A 23,443-nucleotide genomic window follows, 5' to 3' on the forward strand; every position below is an offset into this window, starting at 1 on the left:
GGTAAAAATTATTCATTACCAAGATATTCATCCAGTATCGCCTTATCCTTTTCCACCACATAACCGCTTCCTCCAATATCTTTCACATTCTCTACCATACTGATGAGCAAAATAGGATTCTTTGTATCTCTATCTGTAGTAAAAACTGTAAACCAGCCAATTTCTGTTCCAGATGTATCTTCTTTTGTAGCTTTCAGTTCCGCTGTTCCGGTTTTTCCTGCTAATCTAATGTCTTCCCGGCATGCTCCATAACCAGTTCCTTCCGGGTTATTCACTACACCCTCTAACCCCTCCATAACCTCCGAAACAATTTGTGGTGAAAAAGCATCTTTTATCCAGATTTCACTGGAAGTGCTTCCACCATCCGCGTGAAGATATGGCTTTATCATATTTCCATCATTTAGAAAAGCCGTATAAATGCTTGCAAGATGCAAAGGATTTACCAGAATCTGTCCCTGTCCATACCCACTGTCAGCAAGCTGGATTTCTGTTTCTATCTTGTCCATATTAGAATATTGGGACTCTGACATTTTAATATCAAATGGAAGTTCCTGATTAAATCCTATTTGATTTAGAGACTGCATCAGTTGATCCGCACCAATTTTTAATGCTGCTTTTGCAAAATAAATATTATCTGAATAAATAAGCGCATTTTTCAAGATCACAGGTTCATAATCATGAAGTGTAGTCACTGTATAATCTCCCCACGAGGAATCTTTCTGCCACGCCAGACCCTCATTTCCAAAATCGTCATTTGCAGTAAATGCCCCCACTTTTAATCCAATTGCAGCAATTACAGGTTTAAAAGTTGAGCCAGGACACCATGTCTGGCGAAAGCGGTTGTATAAAGGCCTGTCTTCATTTTCATTTAATGCACTCCACTGGCTGTTGTCCATTCCACGTACAAAATCATTATTATCATAAGATGGCGTACTTACCAACGCCAATACTTCCCCTGTATAAGGATTCAAAGCTACAGAACATCCTCTGTCTTCTTTAAATTGTTCATAAAGAGTACTTTGAAGATCACCATCAATCGTAATATGGATATCTTCTCCATCTTTTCTAGGCTCATATGCAATAACACTTTTTTTATTTCCATTTGCATCTACAATACAGATTTCACACCCATCTGTTCCTTTTAGTTCTTTTTCATAAAGCGTTTCCAGTCCAGTCTTTCCAATCACACTGTTTGTACGATACCCTTCCCCTTTATGTTCCTGCAAATCTTCGGCTGTAACCGCCTGTACATACCCTACCAGATGAGAGGCAGCTTCTTTTAGATAATAAGTTCGTACTTTTACATCAGATAACATAATACCTGGAATCTTCAATAATGTGTCCTGCTTTTCTTTTTCTTCCAGAACAGTTTTATCCGGATTCACTGTCAAAAGATCGACCTCTTGTATTTTAGGAATTGTTGCTACTGGTACAAAAGAATCTGCTTTTACCCAACCGGCTTTTAACTTATCCTCAATTTCGTCTGCTCCAATTCCAAGATACTCTGCCAGTTTTTTTATTGTATCTTCTCTGTTCTCCATCCTGCCCGGAACAATTCCTACCGAAGATGCAGTTCCCTCTCCAGCCAACTGACGACCATTTCTGTCTAAAATATCTCCTCTCTTTGCCTCTTCTGACGTTACCTGAACTTTATCCGTTGCAGATAACTCTGGAAAAATCAACTGATCCTGCCAGATTAAATGATATCCTGTCCAATCATGTGAAAATACCGCATCGTTGGTAAATTCTACATTTCCTGCAGCAGTCTGCATATTTGTTGTATAGGAAACTGCCGCATTTCCGTTTTCTTGTCTTTTTACTGTAATATCGGTTATGGACAGATCAGACATCTCAATGCCTTCATATATTTTAGAATTTCGTTCTATAAATTCTTCCTTACTGTTCATGCTGCTTTTTTTCTGATCCAGCATGGCATACATTTGCTCATATTCCCCTTTTTCAATATATTTCATATATTCCATTAGTCTTTTTTCAGGAACATTACAATTCATTATTGTTACAATACCGATTCCACCACCAATCAATATACCGCTAAATAAAACTATTTTTGTAATAATCTTCGTGTGTTTTTTTCTTTTCTTTTTTCTCATATAGTTTTATTTCTCCTTTTTTCATATTTTCTTAAATATTACACTTGTAATATTTAAACGTCAAGCTTTTTCTTAGGTTTATATATGTAGACAAGAGAAAAGATTTGCATAAAAAAGAAAGGGCATCTCAAAGCCTTCTTTGATAAAGAACTTTACGACACTCTGAGGTAATGGTTTCTCCGGATGTTTCCCAAACGCTATAATCACTCTCCAGAAGAACCAAAAACGATTTTTAATTTTCTCTCAGAAAAAAAAGAACTACTCTAAATCTGCTGATCTTTGAAATAACCCTGCTCGTTTCTTATAATCACAAACATATTCAGACAACACATTCTTTGCTGGCAGATTATTATAGCAGAAAACGCAACAAATCCCTTTATTAACTTTTGTTCCATATATTTCCTGTACCAATCCTATTGTTTCATCATCTGAACAAAAGCTCTTCGGAATCTCCCTACAATCCCTGATAATAACGCAAATCTGTTTACTATGTCCTCTCTGTCAGTATACAAGCCAGCTAATCTCTTTATTATAGTATCTAAATACTTCTTCCCAATTCCACTACTCAAAATTTCTTCAGTCACTGTTTCTGCAGATGTGTTTTTATATCAGCCAGAGTTCCCCTGGCTGAATTCTTCCAATATATACCTGTTAACACTTCTCAATGCTGACACTTTTTCCTTCGCTTTACTACACACTGGCTTGAATTCATTCCTCCTCTTCCAGTTTCGATTTATAATCTTCCAAGTCCATAAGAAAAGTCTCATAGCCTTCATCACTCATGCAGAACAGCTTTCTTATGGTATTGCAGACAAGCCCGATCATGTCCGCATCCCCTTTCAGGAATGGAATGATATGGTCGATTGCTTCCATCGTGTCATTTCTGTTCCCTTTATCAAACATTGCGGTTACTAAACATTCGTCTGTATCAAAGTTCATTGCCAGATCCATCATAATTCTACATCCCCCTTCTTATGTGCTTTGGATTTTTCTGCTTCTTTATTTTTCTGTTCCTGTGCTTTTGCCCTTGCCTGAAACTCTTTCAACGACTGCAGTACAGATTTTTTCAATTCCCCTCTTTCGCCCTTTGCCGGCTCTTTCTTTTGTGTCTGGTTCTCTTCCACTGATACGGATTCTTTCTTGACTGGTGCTTCTGAAACTTCCTGTTTCACTTCCACAGTCTGTTCTGCTTCCTGCACTTTTCCATGTTTCTCATTCAGATACTTTTCCATATCGTTAATTGCTTTCTGTACTAATGGGCTTTCCTTATAATGAGGAATCATATCTATCAGTTCCCTGTCTACTCTATCCCAACACATCAGTTCATATTCCCCGGAATAATCCTTATCTCCATCCTGCAGATCAAATCCAATCCCTTTACCTCCATGCAAGCGATCTGCCGGAATACTTTCATAAATTTTAATCGCTTCTTCCAGAGTAAGATTATTATGGTACTCTCCCATGACCGGAAACTCCATGCACTCTGCCACATAAAAAGTAATCGTAGCTTCTGGTTGCTCCTGTTCTGGTTGTCTGGTAAAGATAGAAAAGGTTTCTGCATTTTCCAAACGGGAAAGTAATGACCGGGCAGTTATCACATCACTGTCTATATCCGATTCTTCTGCCACCTCAGTCAGCCAGTCTTTTAAACCTGCTGTCTCCTTGTTCAAAATATCCTCTGTGAGTTTCTCAACCTGTTCTTCCCTATTTTCAACGGTATCTTTATATTCATAAGTATCATATTCATAACTAAAATTATCCAAGTCCACTGCGAGTTTCCTGATTTCCTGCTGATCAAGATAGGCTTCCGATTCCTTTATATACTCTGCCAAAGTAATTCTTTCTTCTAAGATTGGGTTAATGTCTACTTTAATGCCTGCTATTGCCATACCATACGAATTCAATTCGTTAAAAAAACTATCCTCTCGAATATTTCCTCGATAAGAAAGCACCACATCAAGATCAGAATCTGCACGATACAGGTCATCTCTGCTTCTGGAACCATGTACTCTCGCCCCAATCAATGTAACTTCATTTTCCAGTCCCATTTCTTCCAGAACAGCTCTTGCATGAAATAAAACTTCATATTCAATTTCTGCCCTGTCCATCCCATTCAATGCTGTTTCACATCTGCCAAGTTCCGAAGTGAATCGAACATCTCCACTGGCCAGCACTTCTTTAGAATGACTGATTACCTTATCCCGAAACTCCCTGTCATCAACTTTTACACATTCAACATCTTCCAATCCTTCATTTTTCAAGCTGGCATACATTGCTTTCTGAATAGAATCTTCTGGATTTCCACAGGCATCTCCTGAAATTTCATGAAGTTCCTGATCATAAACCAGGTATTTATAGCCATCCTCCGTCGGTTGCACTGTTAAATACATACCAGACATTTTAAATTGTACGGTTATTCCCTCATAACTTTTTAATGCCGCTTCCCTGTCATAACCATCAAAAAAAGCCTTTGGGCAAGTACGTTCAAATTGTATCTTCTCCAGTCTCTCTTCTTCTGCATATTCAATTTCTGCATACATTTCTTCATAATCCATCACGCTTGCATCTTCTATCGAAAGTCCTTCCTCTTCCAAAATATTCTCCATTGCTTCAGTAATAGAAATAGTCGGATCATCATAAACGCCGCCATCCAGTTCCAGATAATCTTTATCATAGAATGTATAATCATAACCATCTTCTACCGTCTGAATTGTAAAATACTGATCTCCAATCTGGTATGCTATCTCTGTATCATGCACTGCCAGACTGTTTCCTATCTCTTTAAAAGTATTGTATATCTGCGGATTCAGCCATCCTTCCACTTCCTGGCAATCATAAATCAATGTATCTATTCCATTCTTACACTGAATAAAATCAAGACTACCTCGCAACGGTGCTGTATTTTCAATTCCAAGAGCTTTCATTTTATGATTAGGCAGAGAGTAATATGCTCCAAGGGCAGCTCCCAAATCCTTATATCTCTCGATCTTCATCCCACCTTTTGCTGCCAGATCTTCGATCACATAATATTGGTCAATATAATGATTTTCTGGCATTTTCAGGTCAATGCCATTATTTTCTCTGACTTTATGTATCTCGAAAAAGCTGAATTTCTGTTCTTCACCCCGCAGATTCTGTCCGGTCAGTGTCGGCTCCCATGTATCTGTACTGATTGGCTGCTGTTCCATGATTTTCATAACTGTTCCGTCTGCTAAGATGACTGTTGCCTGGTCTGGAAGATCTATCAGGTCATACACCGTTGCACCATTTTCTTCCAGATATTCTGAAATAGCTTCCCTGGCTCCTTCATCAAATCCATGCCAGATGTCCTCTGCCACCAGTGTCCCATTTTCCGATACGATAATATCTGCCACGTCCTGACCGTATTCCTCATTTCGCATCTGGAAGAATCGCTCCCCATGATATGTTTTCATATCCATCGCATACCAGGTGCCTGTATGTCCTTCTGCGTCATACCCTCTTGTAGTTTCAGTGATATGCTGATTTTTCACACCAAGCACCTCTTCCAGTTTCCGGGTACGGATTTCTTTTCTTGCCATATCAATAAATCCATTCAGGACTGCAGGATGGCTGCCCACAATATAGTCCCTGTTCAGATCCATTCCCCGACTGATATTTTCCGGAATATCAATGCCATCTGCCCACCGTTTATTGCCATCAGAAAATCTTCCATCATAGGAAAGCTGTTTCAATGTATTTGCCAGAACAAATGCAACTCGTTCTTCCCCGTATTTTTCAAACACGCCTACTGCAGCATCTGGATTTAAACGCATACCGTCGAATCCCTCTGTGATTGCCTGTTCAATTGCATTTTTACAGTCAATGTTCAGTTTTCTGGAATCCAGGTAAGCATCTACATTTCTCTCCTGCATAGCCTTTTCCAAAGTTCCCATATAAACTTCCGGATATGCTTTTACTGGATTGGCATTTAACATTTCAGCTCTCTGTGCTACAAAGTCCGGCAGTTCTGTAAATCCAAAAGAATCTACATAGTATGCGGTTAATCTGCCGCCCCGGTTCATAATGATCACATCACTGACTGACATGGAATGCCCAGTAAAATCGTTTGGTCGTTCTATATTAAAACGCTCAAAGAGATTATCCAGTGTCGTAGCATCCCTCAGTCTTTCACTGTAAACCATCTGATAGTCTTTGCCATCTACGGTAAATCCCATTTCTTTTGCCGCTTCCAGACTTAAAAACTGATACCCTCTTTCTTCCTGTCTACTGTTGATCTGGTAAATTCCATAGCGGTTTCCATCACTTTCTAAAAGAAGTGTTTCTTTGATCTTTGCTTTTTCTTCCGGTGTCATAATCGTTTCCTGACTTCTCCGGTAATTTTCCCATTCAAATTTCGTCACTCCGAATAACCCGTCATGCTGTAAAATATCCAGTTCCAGATTCATAATTCTTTGCGACTGTTCCTGACCACCAACTGCTCCGGTCAGTCCATAAACCGTTACTCCCTCATGGTGCAATTCCACTGCCCGCTCCCTGGTAAGCGGAAGCATACTTTCTGAATAAAATCCGGCTTCATGCAATTCTGATAAACCAATCATCGAATCCGGCAGACTTTCAATCTGTTCCTCCGCTTCTCCAATCAATTTTAGTACCGCTTCTCTGTTTCCATCCAGAATAGATTCTGCAAGATTCTCTGCCAGTTTTTCCATTGCTTCCCTATCATCCAGTTTATAAGCAAAATTCACGATAAGATTTCTCTGGTCATTGCTGAAAATCGTCCGTTCCTGCTCCAGACGATTAATAGTCTGTTCTGCATACTGCATGGCACTCATTTCTTCTGTCTGCTCCACAACATCTGCTTCCTGCTCTGCTCTTTCTATCTGAAGTTCTTTGAGTTTTTCCTCAATCTGTCCGATCATATCAGCAGAAGTCTTACGGATGGTGTCCATAGAAGCACGAAGCTCTTTCATATTTTTACCGGAAGACCAGCTTGCAATATAGGAAAAAGAATACTCCGATGTGTCCAGTCCGAAATGGTTACATACCACATAGGCAACACTTTCTGCTTCTACTTCCCTTGTAAGCTGATCTTTTACGATGCCCTCTGCTTCCATCTGATCACGATCATGCAATACTGCATGTGCGGTTTCATGCACCGCTGTTTTCATGGTTTGTGCCTCACTCATGCCAGGCTGGATAGCAATATATTTATCGACAAGCTGATAAAAGCCTTTCGCCTCCCCATCAATCTCAATAAAACGGATAGGAACCGGGGCAACCATTTTTAATGATTCCATAAAATCATGGTAGATCAAAACATCTCCATCCAGTTCTGATACCTCAAACTCTGGAATCGGTTCTCCTGTGGTCTGGCTGACATCAAATACTGTCGTAACCCGGAATTTTGTAATAACACGCTCTACTACTTCTGTTTCCGGCTGTCCATCTTCCCCGATCACAATCTCGCCTGTTTCCGGATCAGTTTTTTCAATCTCCTGTTTCTCTTTAAACGGAGCCGGGGCAATAATCTGGATGCCTTTTTCCCCTCTTTTTACCTGTCGGTTGAATTTCTTCTGCCATGCCTGATACCCCGCTACCAATGTTGCTTCCGGTTTCTGCATGGTGATCAGCAGTGTGTTATTAAAGCTGTAATTGTGGAACTTTGACATGGTATTCAGATATTCGGTATATCTCTCCGATGTAAAGATTTCCTTTACTCCCTGTTCCAGCCGTTCCGATATTTCTTTTAACTGTTTTTCTATATTATTTGCCATAAACAAACCCTCCATTTTATGTCCCCGCCAGAGAAAACTCTGACGGGAAATCTTTTATAACTCCTGTTCATGTTTTTTCTTTGCAGCTTTCTGTACAGATGGCTGTTCCGCTGTATTCTGCTGTGCCTTCTCCTGCTTTAAGCGTTCCAGAATAGACGGCTTATGGATTCTGTCTGCTGTTTCCGGAAGTTCTTTTTCTTCTATGGCATCCCTGCTGTCTGTGTTGCTTCCTTCTCTGCCAATATCCTCATCTGCCATAATCGTCTCATTACCCTTTTCATCCATGTTCAGCAATGCATTTAACTCGGATAGCCGTTCCATCTTTTCATTCAGCTCTGTTTCTTTCGGAAATGGCTTCTTTACCTCTTCCTGTGCAGTAGCAAGCTGCTGTTGTACGGTTTCTAACTTCTGCTCACTTTCCGTCAGCTTCCTGTCAATGGAAGAAAGCGTGTTATGGATACGCTGCATATTTCCTACAGGGTCTTTTCCGATCTCCAGCTTATAAGAGCATTTTCCTTTGACCGTCAGTTCAAACGCATTGGAGAACATATTGTAGGAAGCAGATAACGTAAACCCATGATATTCCCCAACCTTTCCGCCGGTGCTGACGGTTTTTAAACCTGCACAGGCGGCGATCAACGCTTCGCCTGCTTCTTTCTTATCTTCATAAAGGACATTCCCTACCGTCATGGCAAACGTGTCATTATCCTGTAAATCCACGCTTTTTACTACCTGCGAATCCACCTGCATCCCGGCAATCCGCTCTTTCAATGCACTGATCTGTACCGGGAAATTCTTTGCAATATCGGATTCCAGACGGTAAATCTGACTGGTATGGTTTGCCTTTAAGAGTTTCAGCTTACTCACCTGCACATCCAGATCCATTTTTTCTTTAATGTGCGGATTACCTGTGGCAAGTGCCTTGATCTCTGCATAGGACAGTGCCGTATCATCCACATCTTCACAAGCCCTGACCGGGGATTTACTGGTCATGATCTGGCTGATGAACTTCTGCTTATTCTCCAAAATCTGCCACATATACGCATCAAAAGTGTTCTCCGTCACATACCGGAATATCTTTACTTTGTCATTCTGGTTTCCCTGTCTTAAGATACGTCCTTCCTGCTGTTCCAGATCAGTCGGTCATTTTTTGCGGACAGTTCATACATGCTATCCTTTTCTGTTCTCTGCTCCTGCGTTTGCTCTCGTTTGATTTCTCCCTCCGTATCTTCTTGGCACAAGCAGGACAATACCTTGATGCACCAGAGCCCGGGACATATTCAACGCCGCACACCGTACAATTTTTAGCGGGCATTGCTGCCCACCGTTTTGTAGGTATGATATGTAATTCATCGACAAAGCCGATGAATTTATAGTAAATCTTGATTTCCTGCTTCACTGTTCCGTCTGCCATCTTCTCACGCTCCGAAACAAGTATCTTGTCTATGAGTGCGTTTATAACTGTTGCATCCAGTTCTTTTAAGCCTTGATAATTTCGGATAAGGGCGAGGAAGTCACGGATTCCCCGTGATTTCTCGTAGCTTTCATTAAGAGTTTCCGTCACCTCTTTCAGCCTTGCTTCAATTTCAAGCTGCTCTTTCTGGTATTTCCCCGACATCATCTCAAAATTCCGCTCGGTAATACGCTCCATGACCTTATCCTCGTAGAGAGAGGAAAACAGCCTGTCCAGTTCCGCAAGGCGTTTGTTCAGCTTCTTACGTTCTTTCTCTAATGCTTTCGCCCTGCTCTGGTCTGTTTCCGTGAGCCGCTTTTCTATGGCCCTGACCGCCTTTTCATCATTCACTGCCATATCCGCAAAACAGTTGATGTCGGCAAGAACGGCATTGAATAAATCCCTTGCTTCTATATTGTGGGCACTACACTCGCTTCTTCCGTTTCTTGCATAATTATTACATGAATACTGTACACAGTCGATAATCTCTGGGCGTTTCCTCCTGTGTACGTTCATTGCCCGCAGAGCACATCCGCAGTCCACACACTTGATAACGCCTGCAAAAATATTTACAAATCCTCCCTTGTTCTGTGGAAGCCTACGACTTGTAATAAGCTGTTGGACAATATCAAATTCCTCCTGCGTGACTATTCCCTCATGGGTATTGGGTATCACTTCCCATTCTTCGGGCAGCTTAGAGGGGCGTTTCTTGCTTTTCATATTGGCGGCAATCCGTTTGTAGCCTACAAGATTTCCCGCATATATCGGGCTTCTTAAAATGCTCCTCACGCTGTTCCCACTCCAAATATAGCGTTTGTCCTCGTTCCCCTCAAAATGACGTTCAAAGCCTGTTTCGCCACGCTCCGCCGCATAAGCGGCAGGGCGTAGGATATGCTGTTTATTAAGATGTCTGCAAATTTTGGCAACTCCATTCCCTTTTAATGCAAGGTCGAATATCTCTTTTACAACATGTGCCACTTTATCATCTATCAGCAGATGGTTGTGGTCGGCAGGGTCTTTGATATAGCCATAAGGGGCGGTAGTTCCCATGAATTTCCCCTGTTGAAACCTCGCCCGATATGCCGATTTTATCTTAACAGATATGTCAGCGGCATACATTTCGTTTAAAATGTTGCGGAAAGGCGTGATGTCCATAGCAGATTTATTCAAGGTATCTACGCCGTCATTGACCGCTATATACCTCACGTTATGCTCTGGGAAGAAAACTTCCAGATATAACCCACAATCAAGATAGTTTCTCCCCAGACGGGATAAATCTTTCGTAATCACGCAGTTTATCAGACCGCTTTCAATGTCTTTTATCATATTCTGGAAACTTGGTCTTTGGAAAGCTGACGTTAGATAACGATACTTTTGAAAACACTGGAAAATCAAGGTTTTTCGAGCGACGGACAAGCAGGGTATTGTACTAAAAACTGAATACGACGCAGAAGCGGCGTTTCTTACTCTCTACATGGGAGAACAGGAACGCCGCTTTTTTCATGCCCTTTGTTACGCAGTAGGGGCAGAAAAAGCCTTGCTACAAGCGGTTTTCCGGGCGCGTATCTGGCGCGGAAAGGGATTTATACCTTATCCCCCGAAACCGCGCTTCTACTGCGTAACAAATCCAAAGCAAAGGAGCTATGAACTATGGCAGTTTTCAGAGTGGAACGAAACAAGGGCTATACCGTAATGAGCAACCACCACCTACGCAACAAGGAGCTTTCCCTAAAGGCAAAGGGGCTGTTGTCGCAAATGCTGTCACTCCCCGAAGATTGGGACTACACCTTGAAAGGCTTATCCCTTATCAACCGGGAGAAGATAGACGCTATCCGCGAAGCCATTAAGGAACTTGAACGCGCCGGGTATATCGTCCGTTCAAGGGAGCGCGACGAGAAAGGACGCTTGCGGGGCGCGGACTATGTGATATTCGAGCAGCCGCAGCCGCCTACGCCGGATTTACCTACATTGGAAAATCCAACATTGGATAATCCAATGCAGGAAAAACCAACATTGGAAAAACCTACGTTGGAAAATCCAACGCAATTAAATAAAGATATACAAAGAACTGACTTACCAAAAAAAGAAAAATCAAATACAGATTTATCAAGTACCCATTCCATTCCTATCCTTTCCCCTAACCCCTCTCCTTGCAGAGAAGCGGCTGCGCCGCCGGAACGGAAAGGAACGGAAGCGGCAGCACAGAGCGCAGTTGATATATACCGGGAAATCATCAAGGACAATATCGACTACCACATTCTCAAACAGGACATGAAGTTTGACAGTGACAGGCTGGACGAGATTGTAGACCTCATGCTTGAAACCGTATGCACCGCCAGAAAGCGGGTACGGATTGCGGGGGACGACTACCCGGCAGAGCTTGTGAAGTCAAAGTTTATGAAACTAGACGGCGAGCATATCCGCTTTGTGCTTGACTGTATGCGGGAGAACACAACCAAAATCCGCAACATCAAGCAATATCTGAAAGCCGCCCTTTTCAACGCCCCGTCCACAATCGGCAACTACTACACTTCCCTTGTCGCCCATGACATGGCAAGCGGCGCACTGTCACCGAAAAAGCCGCAGTACGGCGACCCGGACTATTATTCATGCAATGAGGGCGAAAGCCTGTAACCACCCACAACCACAAAAGGAGGATTTTATTATGGCACAGAAAATGACAGGAGCATTGGTATTTGACGAGCGCACCGACCGTTACGACATCCGCTTTGACTTAAACAGCTACTACGGGGGCTTGCATTGCGGCGAGTGCTTTGACGTATTCGTGCGGGGCAAGTGGAAGCCGACCCGGATTGAGTACGGCGACAACTGGTATCTTGTGGGTATCAGAGCCGAGGACTTGAACGGGCTGCGGGTGCGTATCTGACCGCCGCCCCATAAAGAAACGCGAAAGGAGGACGCGACAAATTGCAGGACGAAGTAAACGAAAAGACCATAGCCCTTTACATCAAGACCGGGAAGCTGACCGCGCAGACGCTCCAAAAGGCAATGAAAGCCATACTGTCAAAGGGCAAAAAGCAGCTTGCAAAACCGCCACAGGGCAAGCAGAGCTTAAAGCAGCTTATGAAGCAGAACGCGGGCGTTTCCAACATTGAGATTACCGAGGGCAATATCAAAGCCTTTGAGAGTACGGCGAAAAAGTACGGTATCGACTTTGCGCTGAAAAAGGACGCGACGGAAAGCCCGCCCCGCTATCTGGTTTTCTTCAAGGGGCGGGACGCGGACGTACTGACCGCAGCCTTTAAGGAATTTTCCGCAAAAAAGCTGACACAGGAGAAAAAGCCCTCAATCCGAAAGCTGCTCTCTACCCTCAAAGAAGCTGCACAGGGCAGAAACGCGGAACGGGCAAAGGTCAAGAACAAGGACAGGGAGGTATCGCTATGAAGCCGGAAATCAAGAAGCTGCTTATCCTAAATCTCCCGTATCTGCTCTTTGTCTGGCTCTTTGATAAAGTGGGCGCGGCTGTCCGGCTCTCCCCCGGCGCGGACGCAAGCGCAAAGCTGCTACATCTTGGGGACGGTTTTACCGCCGCCTTTTCCAGTATCGCGCCGAGCTTCCACCCGGCAGACTTAGCTTTAGGCATTGCGGGGGCGGTCATTGTCCGGCTGATTATCTACACCAAAGGCAAGAACGCGAAGAAATACCGCCGCGGGACAGAATACGGTTCGGCGCGTTGGGGCGGGGCTGACGACATAAAGCCGTACACCGACCCGGTATTTGAGAACAATATCCCCTTAACGCAGACGGAACGGCTCACCATGAACAGCCGCCCGAAGCAGCCGAAATACGCAAGAAACAAAAATATCCTTGTAATCGGCGGTTCCGGCAGCGGCAAGACCCGGTTCTTTGTGAAACCGTCGCTCATGCAATGTACGTCAAAGGATTTTCCAACGTCGTATATCGTCACTGACCCGAAAGGAACACTGATTTTGGAAACCGGGAAAATGTTACAGCGGTACAAATACCGTATCAAAGTGCTAAATACGATTAACTTCAAAAAATCCATGAAATACAATCCCTTTGCCTATCTGCGGAGCGAAAAGGACATTTTGAAGTTAGTCAATACCATTATCGCCAACACCAAAGGCGACGGGGAAAAATCCGGCGAGGATTTCTGGGTGAAAGCGGAAAAGCTCTACTACACCGCGCTAATCGGCTACATCTGGTATGAAGCCCCGGAGGACGAGAAGAACTTCACGACGCTGCTTGAGATGATAAATGCGTCGGAAGCCCGCGAGGACGACGAGGATTTCCAGAACCCGGTTGACCTCATGTTTGAACGTCTGGAAGAAAAAGACCCGGAACATTTTGCAGTCAAGCAGTACAAAAAATACAAACTTGCGGCGGGCAAGACCGCAAAAAGCATACTTATCTCATGCGGCGCGAGGTTAGCCCCATTCGACATTAAGGAGCTGCGGGAGCTTATGGAAACCGACGAAATGGAGCTTGACACCATAGGCGACAGAAAGACCGCCCTTTTCGTCATCATCAGCGACACCGACGACACTTTTAACTTTGTCGTTTCAATCCTTTACACACAGCTATTCAACCTCTTGTGCGACAAGGCAGATGATGAATACGGCGGGCGGCTTCCCGTCCATGTTAGGTGCTTACTTGATGAATTTGCGAATATCGGGCAGATACCAAAGTTTGAAAAGCTCATTGCAACGATACGGAGCCGGGAAATATCCGCGTCAATCATCTTGCAGAGCCAGTCACAGCTAAAAGCCATTTACAAAGACAACGCCGATACCATAGTCGGCAACTGCGACACCACGCTTTTCTTGGGCGGCAAGGAGAAAACCACCCTTAAAGAAATATCGGAAATTTTAGGAAAAGAAACGATAGACAGCTTTAACACGTCCGAAACAAGGGGGCGGGAGCTTTCGCATGGGCTGAACTATCAGAAATTGGGAAAGCAGCTTATGACGGAAGATGAAATTGCAGTCATGGACGGAGGGAAATGTATCTTGCAGCTACGCGGGGTGCGCCCGTTCTTTTCGGACAAATTCGACATAACGAAGCACCCGAAATACAAGTACCTGTCCGACGCAGACCCGAAGAACGCCTTTGACATGGAAAAGCACCTTAAACGCCGCCCCGCCATTGTCAAGCCCGACGAGGTTTTTGACTATTACGAGCTTGACGCGGCAGACTTACAGGAGGACGCAGACCATGAGGAAACGTAGCGCAGAGGAAAAACAAAAGCAGCTTGAACGGTTTTTAATGAATGTTGCGGAAGCCGCCGACGCTGCATTATGGGAGTATTGGCGGGAAAAGGAAGCGGAACACCGCCGTTTTGCAACGGAGTATGTCACGCGCCGGGGGCTTATCCCGCAACAGTGACAGCATGGCAGACCGCCGGGGGACAGGGGAAGCTACACTTCCCCTACGCTGCCTTGCGGCAGCTACCCCTTTGTGAACTTGCGGGAAGCGAACACCTTGCTACGCAAGCTATTCACTTCCCGCAAGTCTGAAAAAAACGTCCGGCAGCACAGCGGAACACAGAAAGGAGCGATTGAAGCAATCACATCTATCCATACCGGCTACATGATACGCGCCCCCACTTTCCGGCGCAGTACACAGCGGCAGGAGCCGCACCCCTTACAACTGAATACCGCCGCGCCGCAGAACTTACGCAGCGCGGGGACAGCCGCCTTTACCAGAGGGCGGTTTTTTTGTGCGGCGGCGACCATACGCTGACCGCCTTTTGTCCGCTTGCCGGACAGCCGCAGACGCGGCAGAAAGGATATATTTATGGCATTTTTCAATAGCGCAGTAGACGTTTTGCAGACCCTTGTTGTAGCACTTGGAGCCGGGCTTGGTATCTGGGGCGTAATCAATCTGATGGAGGGCTACGGCAATGACAATCCGGGCGCAAATGCTCATGTACGGTAAAGTATCACAAGAAAATTATGTCGAATTGACAGCCGCCTCCGCTATACCGAATAAGGAAATAAAGAGTCCTCAAATTTTGCGCTACTAAATGAAGACGAGCGGAAGTAATCTCCCGCTCGTCAGTAAACTTAACTATGCCATATCAATCCCGCTTCTTTCCCGCCACCGGCACTAAGAACAGCGCGGGCAACAGCAGGAAAGCGGTACAGACCAGCCCCCAGGGTATGGACACCTGCTGGGCTACCAGCCCCACAATAGGCCCGCCGATGATCTGCCCGAAAGAGTCCAGCTGTCCGCTGGTGGAAAAGACTGTGGCGCGCATTTTCTCATCCACATGGTCGTTCATCCAGGCGGCCAGCACAGGCTCCTTGATGGTGCGCATAAGCCCCGCCAGCAGGAACACCAACAACATGAACCAAAAGCTCCGCCCCACCGCGAAGAGAACCAGGCACAGGATATACCCGGCGCTGGTGGACATGACCACACTGGTTCGGCTGACAGTCCCTTTTTTCTCCATGCGGGCGATGAGCAACTGAGAAGCCAGAATACCTAAGCCGCTGCCGATAAGACTGATAACACCGAACCAAGTGACGCTGTTCAGCGGCCCGATAACGGGTATTACCGTGTCATCCAGAAAATGAGCGGTGGAGAGCCGGTCAAAGCCTTCACTGGCAAGTCCCCCGCATAGTGTGATTGCTAAGAGCGCCAGCAACACAGGTGCGCCTTTCACAAAGCCCAGGTTGAGCTTGAACAGGCAGACAAAGTCTTTAAGCAAGCCCTGCCGTTCCTCAATAGCAGGGGAGAAGTTGGTTTCTGGCATGATGCGAACCAACACCAGCCCCAACAACAAGCACAAACTGCCCCCCAAGATGACAGGCATTTGCAGGTTTATGTTTCCCAGCAGTGTGCCCGGCACCACGCCCAGAACGCCGCCGATTTGCCCCATTTGACTGCCCCGCAGGAACACCTTGTCTATGGGTTTGTCCTTTTCCTCCGAGGCAATCCACGCCTCCAGAGCGCCGGTGATGAAGGTATCACCGCAACCCCAGACAACCTGGGCCAGCAGAACCGGCGCGAACCACGGTAGCGCACCCTCCATCAGAAAGCCCAGGCCGTAGAGGAACATTCCAATCAGCACCGAGCGCCGACGGCTATACAAATCCGACACCACACCGGTGGGTATCTCGAACAGAAAGCAGGCGGTCTCCTGAACCGTCCCTACCAGGACAAGCTGGAAAGCATCCAGCTGCACCACCTCCAGGTGGTACACGATGGAAAGCACTGTGGACATAGAAACCGCCAGGGAAGAGACAAATCGGAACAGCAGGTAGACAGAATATGCCTTTGAATTTTTAGCAAACATGAAGTTACATCCTCCTTTACGAATCAGTGGGTTGTTTTGTGAAACAAGCTTCTCAGCCCTTTCTAACAGTGATTTTAGAAAAGGCCTCCTAAAGTGCCCAAATCCTTTCAAATCTCATTTTATACGACTTATGCAAGCTGTTAGGCTAACTTGTGGAACATATGCCGAACCTTATCTATACGGCTATTCGGGCGGCGGGGTTGGCAAATAAGTTTACCAGTAGCTGGCTGGTATCCTTTTAACTCTGTCAAGCAGACTCCCTGCCCATTTGTGAAATAAGTTAAATCGTTCCTGTATTCTTGAATACATCTAGCAGGGATTTCTCCTTTCAGAATGACCTCGTCATTCTTTATCTGAGTACTTACAATATCTGCACAATACCTTGGAGCATCATGATACGCCCGTGAGAGATATTCCTGCGGTGCATAAATTTCAAAGTGGAGATATGGCTCTAATAGTTCTGTCCCTGCTTTTTTTAAAGCCTGCTCCAATACGATAGGGGAAAGCAGCCGAAAGTCTGCGGGGGTACTTACAGGACTATAATACAATCCATATTCAAAACAGATTTTACAGTCTGTCACTTTCCATCCATACAGCCCCTGCTCGCAGCCATAAAGAACCCCCTCCATAACCGCATTTTGGAACGATTGGTTTAAATATCCAAGTGAAACTCTGCTTTCATACTGCACTCCACTTCCAATAGGGAGCGGCTCTATGGACAACCCGACAGAAGCCCAGAAAGGATTTGGCGGGACTTCTATGTGGATGGTATATTCTGCTTTTCTAAGCGGTCTTTCCATATATATAACAGTAGGCTCTTTTATTTCTGCCTCCACATGATATTTTTCCTCAAGGATGGCACAAATGACTTCCATCTGCACTTTCCCCAAAAAAGAAAGTATAATCTCATGCGTTGTAGTATCCACATAATATTTTAAAAGAGGGTCGCCATCTGAAATTTCTGTAAGTGCCCCAAGCAATATTTCCCGCTGTTCAGATTTCTTTGCTGCAATCGTTGTTTGGAGCATAGGGAGAGGATTTTCAATAAATGTTCTCTGCGGCAACAGCATTTCGTTCCCCAAAATACTGTTTAGCTGCAAAACATCATTTGGTAAAATTACAATATCACCAGAGCAGGCTGTATCGGATGAACATAATTCACCGTTTGTCGGAACACACATCTCTGTGATTTTTATTTTCTCTTTTTCAGATATTTTAATAACATCCCTCAAATGCAATGTTCCGCTATATATACGCACATAAACAAAACGCCGCCTTTTCTCTGAATATTCAATCTTAAAAACCTGCCCGCATAGTTCAGATTGACCTTCAGGCGTTGATGAATAAAACTTACTGGCAATCACTTCTATAAGCTGCCGAATCCCCAGATTGTTTTTAGCGCTTCCGTGATAAACGGGAAATAACGTTCCGTTTTGGAATCTCCTGTTTTCTTCCTGTTCCAGTTCTGACATTTTAAACGGTTTCCCTGACATATATTTCTCTAATAGTTCATCGTTTCCCATAATTACCGCATCCCACTGTTCCATATCGTCATTGTCCGTTACATTTATATGAGGATGCTGCCCAACCTTTTGCTTCACTATAATTTCCGAAGAAAGCTTTGCTTTCATTTCTTGATATACCATTGGCAAATCAATCCCCTCTTGGTCAATTTTATTGATGAAAAAAATTGTCGGAATCTTCATTGTCTGTAGTGCATGAAACAGTATACGGGTCTGTGCCTGTATGCCATCCTTTGCAGAAACTAATAATACTGCTCCGTCTAATACGGATAAAGAACGGTATACTTCCGCCAAAAAATCCATATGGCCTGGCGTATCTATAATGTTGACTTTTACATCCTCCCACTGAAAAGATGTCACTGCTGTCTGGATAGTGATTCCCCTTTGACGCTCCAAATTCATTGTATCTGTCCTTGTTGTGCCTTTATCTACGCTCCCTGGTTCTGCAATTGCACCACTGGTATACAATAAACTCTCCGTTAATGTTGTCTTTCCTGCGTCAACGTGAGCCAGAATGCCTAAGTTAATTATTTTCATGTGATTTTCCTCCTATCAACACCCAAAAAAGGGCATAAAAATACCCAGTGATAAATACTCCTATCACTGGGTAAATAACTCCAATAGCCCCAAAACACTTATATGTTTTCGGGCATATAAAATTACATGATAAAAGTATTCTTAAACTGGGTACAAAAAACTAAGCCCCATATTAAAAGTGAAACGGGACTGCTACTTTTTGTTCCCACTATCAAATTGACAGTTTATTTAAGAATACCTTGCCGCATATTTATTAACTCCTTGTATAATACTGAATCTAATTATATTCCTTAACCCTTTATTTGTCAAGCTGACAAACTAAAGCAGAAAAAGCGGCAGGATTTCCCCCTGCCACTAATCATCTGTTTATGCAAAAATAATTTCCTTTTCCACAATCTCCCTCGCACAAGCCCTTATGTTATTGAGGCATCCTGTCCATTCTAAGGCGTTTTCTGCCTTTAGCTGTTCCGTTATGCCCTGTGCCTGTTTCATACCCTCTATGAGCCTTTCAAAGCGTTCCTGTGCCTGTCTGTTGATGTCGGCAAGGTAGGCGTTTAGCCTGCCGCTTGTAAGAAGATTGGTGTATGTAACTTTACGGTACTGTTTTAGATAATCTAAATGCCGTTGCCCCCAGATGCCTATTGCCTGTTCTTCTTCGGCGGGTACAGTTAAGCACGGTATCAAATAATCCCCTTGCCTTTCGTATTTGCCGCCCAGTTCCTCAAATAATGATTTTGCCATTGTCTGTTACCTCCACATTCTTTTTTATTTTGAATGTCCGCAAAATCCGTCCTACATCAGACGGCTTCCACGGACAGTCAAGGTGATGGAGGGCAATGAGCCTGTCCTGTACGTTGGTACCAGCACCGAGTTTTGGAGTGGAACCCATAAGGATTCTCACCTGCCCGGCCCGTACCTTTGCAAACAAATCTGCTTTCTTTGTCTCCGTGTTGTATTCATGGATAAACGCAATCTCTTCTTTCGGGATTCCCCTGGCAACCAGTTTGTTTCGGACATCATCATATACATTGAAAGTCCCATCCCCTTTTGGAGTAGACAAGTCACAGAAGATCAGCTGTGTTGTCCGATCTGCTTTTCCCTCGTCCCATACCTGAAAAGCATTTTCCACACAGGTATTGACCTTGCTTTTTTCTGCATCCGGAAGGAGTTCATTTAATAGCCTCTGATCCAATGCACATTTTCTTCCGTCATTAGTAATCTTGAGCATGTTGTCCACTGTTGGATTCACAAGACTGGCTCTTACTTCTTCCGCACGTTCCGAAAAGGCACTGACCATTTCCTGCTGTTCTTCACTTGGTTTTAAGACTTCATTGATAAACTCTGCTTCCGGTACAGGAAGATTCAGCATATCCGATGTCTGAATATCCGCAGCTTCCTTAAAAATGGAGATCAGCTCTGGAAGATTAAAAAAACGGGCAAACCGTGTTTTCGCACGATAGCCCGTTCCTTCCGGTGATAATTCGATTGCGGTTACTGTCTCCCCGAACGTTGCAGCCCAAGAATCAAAGTGTCCCATGCCCATACGCATGAGTGTGTCATACTGGAGATAACGCATGATAGTGTAAAGCTCGGTCATACTGTTCGATACGGGAGTACCCGTAGCAAAGGTAATTCCCCTGCCGCCTGTCAGTTCATCCATGTACCGGCATTTCATAAACATATCGGAACTTTTTTGTGCATCCGTCTGTGAAATACCTGCTACATTTCTCATCTTTGTATATAGGAAAAGATTTTTGAATGAATGGCTTTCATCCACAAACAGTCTGTCTACACCTAATTGCTCAAAAGTTACTACATCATCCTTTCTGGTCTGGTCATTGAGTTTTTTCATCCTCGCCTGCAGGCTTTTCTTTGTTTTTTCCAACTGCTTGATGGTATAATTCTGCCCTGCCTGATGTGCTGCTTCTTCAATGGAGAACGTAATATCTGCAATCTGATCTTCCAGCATGGCAATCTGCCGTTCTTTTGAAAGGGGGATTTTCTCAAACTGCGTATGTCCAATGATCACGGCATCATAATCCCCTGTCGCAATACGGGAACAGAACCGTTTTCGGTTTGCCGGCTCAAAGTCTTTCTTCGTTGCCACCAGGATATTTGCTCCCGGATAGAGACGTAGGAAATCACTGCCCCACTGCTCGGTCAGATGGTTTGGCACAACATAAAGATTCTTCTGTGAGAGTCCCAGCCGTTTTGATTCCATACCGGCTGCAATCATCTGGAACGTCTTCCCTGCTCCTACGCAATGAGCCAGAAGGGTATTATTTCCATACAGCACATGAGCCACTGCGTTTTTCTGGTGCGGCATTAGGGTGATCTCCGGGTTCATGCCGACAAACTGAATATGGCTTCCATCATATTCCCGTGGACGGATGCTGTTAAATCGTTCATTATAGATCTTACAGAGATCTTCCCGTCGGTGCAGGTCTTTAAATATCCACTCCTTAAATTCCTCTTTGATCAGTTCCTGCTTCTGCTGTGCCAGCATTGTTTCCTTCCGGTTTAATTCCCGGTGTTCCCCCTCGGCATCCTGTACCGTGTCATAAATCTTGGTATCCCTAAGGTTTAAGGCATCTTCCAAAAGACGGTAGGCATTGGCTCTCTGCGTTCCATATGTGGAAGTAACAAGAGCATTTCCGTAACTGTCCACATTCTTTCCCATAACATTCCATTGTCCGGTCACTTCGGCATACTGGACTTTGACCTTGCTCCCTACATAATATCTTGGTGTATGGAATGTTTCTGCCATGAACCGTGTAATGTAATCCTCAGAGATCCAGGTTGCCCCAAGTCTCGCCTCAATCTCTGATGCATCCAGATCTTTTGGCTGTACCTGCTCCAAATACTGCACGTTCACCTGATATTCCGAGTGATCTTCTGCAAACTGTTTGGCAATCTGAAGTTTCTCCCTCACATTTCCAGAAAGATATTCGTCCGACGGCTCCCATTTTTCACCGATTGGATTCTTAAAGATCACCCCTGCCAGTTCTTCAGTAAGCTCCTCTTCTGTTTTCCCGGAAAGCTGTGCCATATAGGAAAGGTCAACGCCTGCCCTCTCACCAATAGAAACCGCAAGTGCTTCACTGGCAGTATCCACGGAAGTTACCGTTTCTGCCCTACGGATTGTCCTTTTGGTAAAAATATCCGCTTTCCGTTTCAGTTCTCCCTTATCATCCAGAAATTCCAGAGAAGTCAAAAGACAATAACTACTGTCCTGACTAAATGCCCTCTTATTGGCATTGCTGCTGATAAGACCATATTTTGCTGTAAAGGTATCGTATTCTTCATTGAGTTTTCCCTGCAGCTTTATGATCTGTTCATCGCTTCCCTCTTCCATCTGACACTGGATCAGTTCATTCGTAACATCACGGATCTTCACCATCCCTTTGACACGTTCCGCTGTCATTGCCGGAAGCTCCATGCGGTTCATCACAGAATTTTCCCGGTAATAGACTTCCTCATTCACTACGGTAAAACTGAAATTCTTTACATCCGGGTCTGCCGGGATAGAGACAACATCCTCCTCCAGCTCTGTATCCGAAAGTTCCAGTTCCGTAATCGTGCCATGGATATTCCTGATAGCTTCTTTTAACTGTTCTTCTAAGGTAATGCCTTCTTTTGGTTTTACGGTCACTTCCTGCTTTCCGTACTGGGTACTTTCTGTAGTAAAATCACCAAGCACCATTTCCGGATGCTCTGCAAAATAAGCATTGACCGAATAGCCTTCCGGTATTTCCTTTAAATTTAACCATTCCGGTTCCTCAATGGATGCCCTGTCCCTTTTCTGGAAAAACAAAATATCAGAAACAACACTGGTATTGGCATTTCTCTGGAACGCATTATTCGGTAATCGGATGGCTCCAAGCAGTTCTGCCCGATTTGCGATATACTGTCTCACTGCCGGATTCTGCTTATCCATCGTTCCACTGGAAGTTACCACAGCCACTACGCCACCGGGACGCACCAGATCAAGGGATTTTGCAATAAAATAATCATGGATCATAAAATGATGCCGGTCATATCTGCGGTCACTGACCTGATACGCCCCAAATGGAACATTGCCTATCACACAGTCGAAAAAGCTGTCCGGATAACTGGTTTCCTCAAATCCCTGTACGGCAATCTTATTTTTCTGATAAAGCTGTTTTGCAATCCTGCCCGAAACCGGGTCAAGCTCCACACCGTACATATTGGCTTTGCCCATACTCTCCGGGATCAGTCCCATAAAGTTACCGACTCCACACGATGGTTCCAGGATATTTCCCTGTTTCAGTCCCATATTTTCCAGTGCTTCATACATGCTTCGGATCACGGTCGGGGATGTATAAAAAGCATTTAAGGTCGATGCCCTTGCTGCTCTGTATTCTTCTGGTGATAAGGTATTCTTTAATTCCAGATACTCATCTGCCCAGCTGCTGTTACTCTCCTCAAATGCCTGCGGGATACCACCCCAGCCAACATAACGGGATAAAATTTCCTGTTCTTCGGGTGCTGCCAGACGTTCTTCTTTCTCCAAAGTCTGTAACAAATGGATGGCTTCCATATTTGCCTTATACTTTGCCTTCGGACCGCCTGCACCAAGGTCATTATCCTGGATACGGAAGTTGTATGGTTCTATCACAGCTTTTTCCTGTTCCTGACTTTCCAGAATAGATTCTTCGGCAGTAACCTCTTCCTCTTCTATTTCCTCCACATCTGACATATCTACTACGGTCGGTTCTGCCACTGCCTTCGTATCCAAGAAATCAAACATGGTCATCTGG

At 44.5% G+C, this 23,443-nt stretch carries 13 protein-coding genes and 2 pseudogenes; 6 read left to right on the plus strand and 9 right to left on the minus strand.

The annotated features are described in order from the left end of the window. Positions 1–8: 8 nt before the first annotated feature. The 5 genes and pseudogenes from WMO28_RS00915 to WMO28_RS00935 form a co-directional block, all read right to left on the minus strand. Positions 9–2,111, minus strand: a complete 2,103-nt coding sequence (locus WMO28_RS00915) for a penicillin-binding transpeptidase domain-containing protein (RefSeq protein WP_059085547.1) — start codon at positions 2,109–2,111, stop codon at positions 9–11. Positions 2,112–2,819: 708 nt separating this feature from the next. Beyond that, positions 2,820–3,065, minus strand: a complete 246-nt coding sequence (locus WMO28_RS00920; protein WP_015541267.1) for a transposon-transfer assisting family protein — start codon at positions 3,063–3,065, stop codon at positions 2,820–2,822. Then, entirely contained in the window at positions 3,062–7,867 is a 4,806-nt protein-coding gene (locus tag WMO28_RS00925; RefSeq protein ID WP_015541266.1) for a DUF3849 domain-containing protein, read from the minus strand. The genes WMO28_RS00920 and WMO28_RS00925 overlap by 4 nt, the downstream gene beginning before the upstream one ends. A gap of 54 nt (positions 7,868–7,921) precedes the next feature. Then, positions 7,922–8,932, minus strand: a complete 1,011-nt coding sequence (locus WMO28_RS00930; protein ID WP_349055804.1) for a helicase — start codon at positions 8,930–8,932, stop codon at positions 7,922–7,924. A 41-nt stretch (positions 8,933–8,973) separates the two neighbouring features. Beyond that, positions 8,974–10,685, minus strand: a pseudogene (locus tag WMO28_RS00935) (recombinase family protein); the annotation flags it as partial. Positions 10,686–10,970: 285 nt separating this feature from the next. On the opposite strand from WMO28_RS00935, the gene WMO28_RS00940 reads away from it, so the two are divergent. The 6 genes from WMO28_RS00940 to WMO28_RS00965 all read left to right on the plus strand — a co-directional run bounded on the left by WMO28_RS00940 (position 10,971) and on the right by WMO28_RS00965 (position 15,239). Next, a complete protein-coding gene (locus WMO28_RS00940) occupies positions 10,971–11,954 on the plus strand; it encodes a DUF6017 domain-containing protein (RefSeq protein WP_007037034.1) in 984 nt (327 codons plus the stop codon). A 31-nt stretch (positions 11,955–11,985) separates the two neighbouring features. Beyond that, entirely contained in the window at positions 11,986–12,207 is a 222-nt protein-coding gene (locus WMO28_RS00945) for a DUF5348 domain-containing protein (protein ID WP_002569164.1), read from the plus strand. Between the two features lie 41 nt (positions 12,208–12,248). Continuing rightward, the gene (locus WMO28_RS00950) at positions 12,249–12,725 is read left to right on the plus strand and encodes a PcfB family protein (RefSeq protein WP_007037035.1); all 477 of its coding nucleotides are present in this window, start codon (positions 12,249–12,251) and stop codon (positions 12,723–12,725) included. Then, on the plus strand, positions 12,722–14,530 hold the full coding sequence (locus WMO28_RS00955) for a VirD4-like conjugal transfer protein, CD1115 family (protein WP_007037036.1): 1,809 nt from the start codon (positions 12,722–12,724) through the stop codon (positions 14,528–14,530). Before WMO28_RS00950 ends, WMO28_RS00955 begins: the two co-directional genes overlap by 4 nt. Further along, positions 14,517–14,687 (plus strand): hypothetical protein, encoded by a 171-nt coding sequence (locus WMO28_RS00960; RefSeq protein ID WP_002569167.1) that lies wholly within the window; start codon positions 14,517–14,519, stop codon positions 14,685–14,687. Before WMO28_RS00955 ends, WMO28_RS00960 begins: the two co-directional genes overlap by 14 nt. Positions 14,688–15,098: 411 nt before the next feature. Beyond that, positions 15,099–15,239, plus strand: a complete 141-nt coding sequence (locus tag WMO28_RS00965) for a Maff2 family mobile element protein (RefSeq protein WP_002586628.1) — start codon at positions 15,099–15,101, stop codon at positions 15,237–15,239. Positions 15,240–15,381: 142 nt separating this feature from the next. Here WMO28_RS00965 and tet(40) read toward each other — a convergent pair whose 3' ends face one another. The 4 genes and pseudogenes from tet(40) to WMO28_RS00985 form a co-directional block, all read right to left on the minus strand. Beyond that, positions 15,382–16,602 carry a tetracycline efflux MFS transporter Tet(40) gene (gene tet(40) / locus WMO28_RS00970; RefSeq protein ID WP_055199992.1) on the minus strand — a complete coding sequence of 407 codons (1,221 nt, stop codon included), beginning with the start codon at positions 16,600–16,602 and terminating at the stop codon, positions 15,382–15,384. Between the two features lie 140 nt (positions 16,603–16,742). Beyond that, the gene (gene tet(O) / locus WMO28_RS00975; RefSeq protein WP_008399617.1) at positions 16,743–18,662 is read right to left on the minus strand and encodes a tetracycline resistance ribosomal protection protein Tet(O); all 1,920 of its coding nucleotides are present in this window, start codon (positions 18,660–18,662) and stop codon (positions 16,743–16,745) included. 366 nt (positions 18,663–19,028) lie between these two features. Then, positions 19,029–19,403, minus strand: a complete 375-nt coding sequence (locus WMO28_RS00980; RefSeq protein ID WP_001129922.1) for a TnpV protein — start codon at positions 19,401–19,403, stop codon at positions 19,029–19,031. Beyond that, positions 19,384–23,337 (minus strand): annotated as a pseudogene (locus tag WMO28_RS00985) (helicase-like domain-containing protein); the annotation flags it as partial. The gene WMO28_RS00980 and the pseudogene WMO28_RS00985, both read right to left, overlap by 20 nt. Positions 23,338–23,443 lie beyond the last annotated feature (106 nt).

The sequence above is a fragment of the Blautia aquisgranensis genome (assembly GCF_040096615.1).
GTDB lineage: Bacteria > Bacillota > Clostridia > Lachnospirales > Lachnospiraceae > Blautia_A > Blautia_A aquisgranensis.

Excerpts from the sequence above, each read along its gene's own strand:
- WMO28_RS00915 (WP_059085547.1), bottom strand. The coding sequence starts at position 2,111 with ATGAGAAAAAAGAAAAGAAAAAAACACACGAAGATTATTACAAAAATA.
- WMO28_RS00920 (WP_015541267.1), bottom strand. The coding sequence starts at position 3,065 with ATGATGGATCTGGCAATGAACTTTGATACAGACGAATGTTTAGTAACC.
- WMO28_RS00925 (WP_015541266.1), bottom strand. The coding sequence starts at position 7,867 with ATGGCAAATAATATAGAAAAACAGTTAAAAGAAATATCGGAACGGCTG.
- WMO28_RS00940 (WP_007037034.1), top strand. The coding sequence starts at position 10,971 with ATGGCAGTTTTCAGAGTGGAACGAAACAAGGGCTATACCGTAATGAGC.
- WMO28_RS00945 (WP_002569164.1), top strand. The coding sequence starts at position 11,986 with ATGGCACAGAAAATGACAGGAGCATTGGTATTTGACGAGCGCACCGAC.
- WMO28_RS00955 (WP_007037036.1), top strand. The coding sequence starts at position 12,722 with ATGAAGCCGGAAATCAAGAAGCTGCTTATCCTAAATCTCCCGTATCTG.
- WMO28_RS00960 (WP_002569167.1), top strand. The coding sequence starts at position 14,517 with ATGAGGAAACGTAGCGCAGAGGAAAAACAAAAGCAGCTTGAACGGTTT.
- WMO28_RS00965 (WP_002586628.1), top strand. The coding sequence starts at position 15,099 with ATGGCATTTTTCAATAGCGCAGTAGACGTTTTGCAGACCCTTGTTGTA.
- WMO28_RS00980 (WP_001129922.1), bottom strand. The coding sequence starts at position 19,403 with ATGGCAAAATCATTATTTGAGGAACTGGGCGGCAAATACGAAAGGCAA.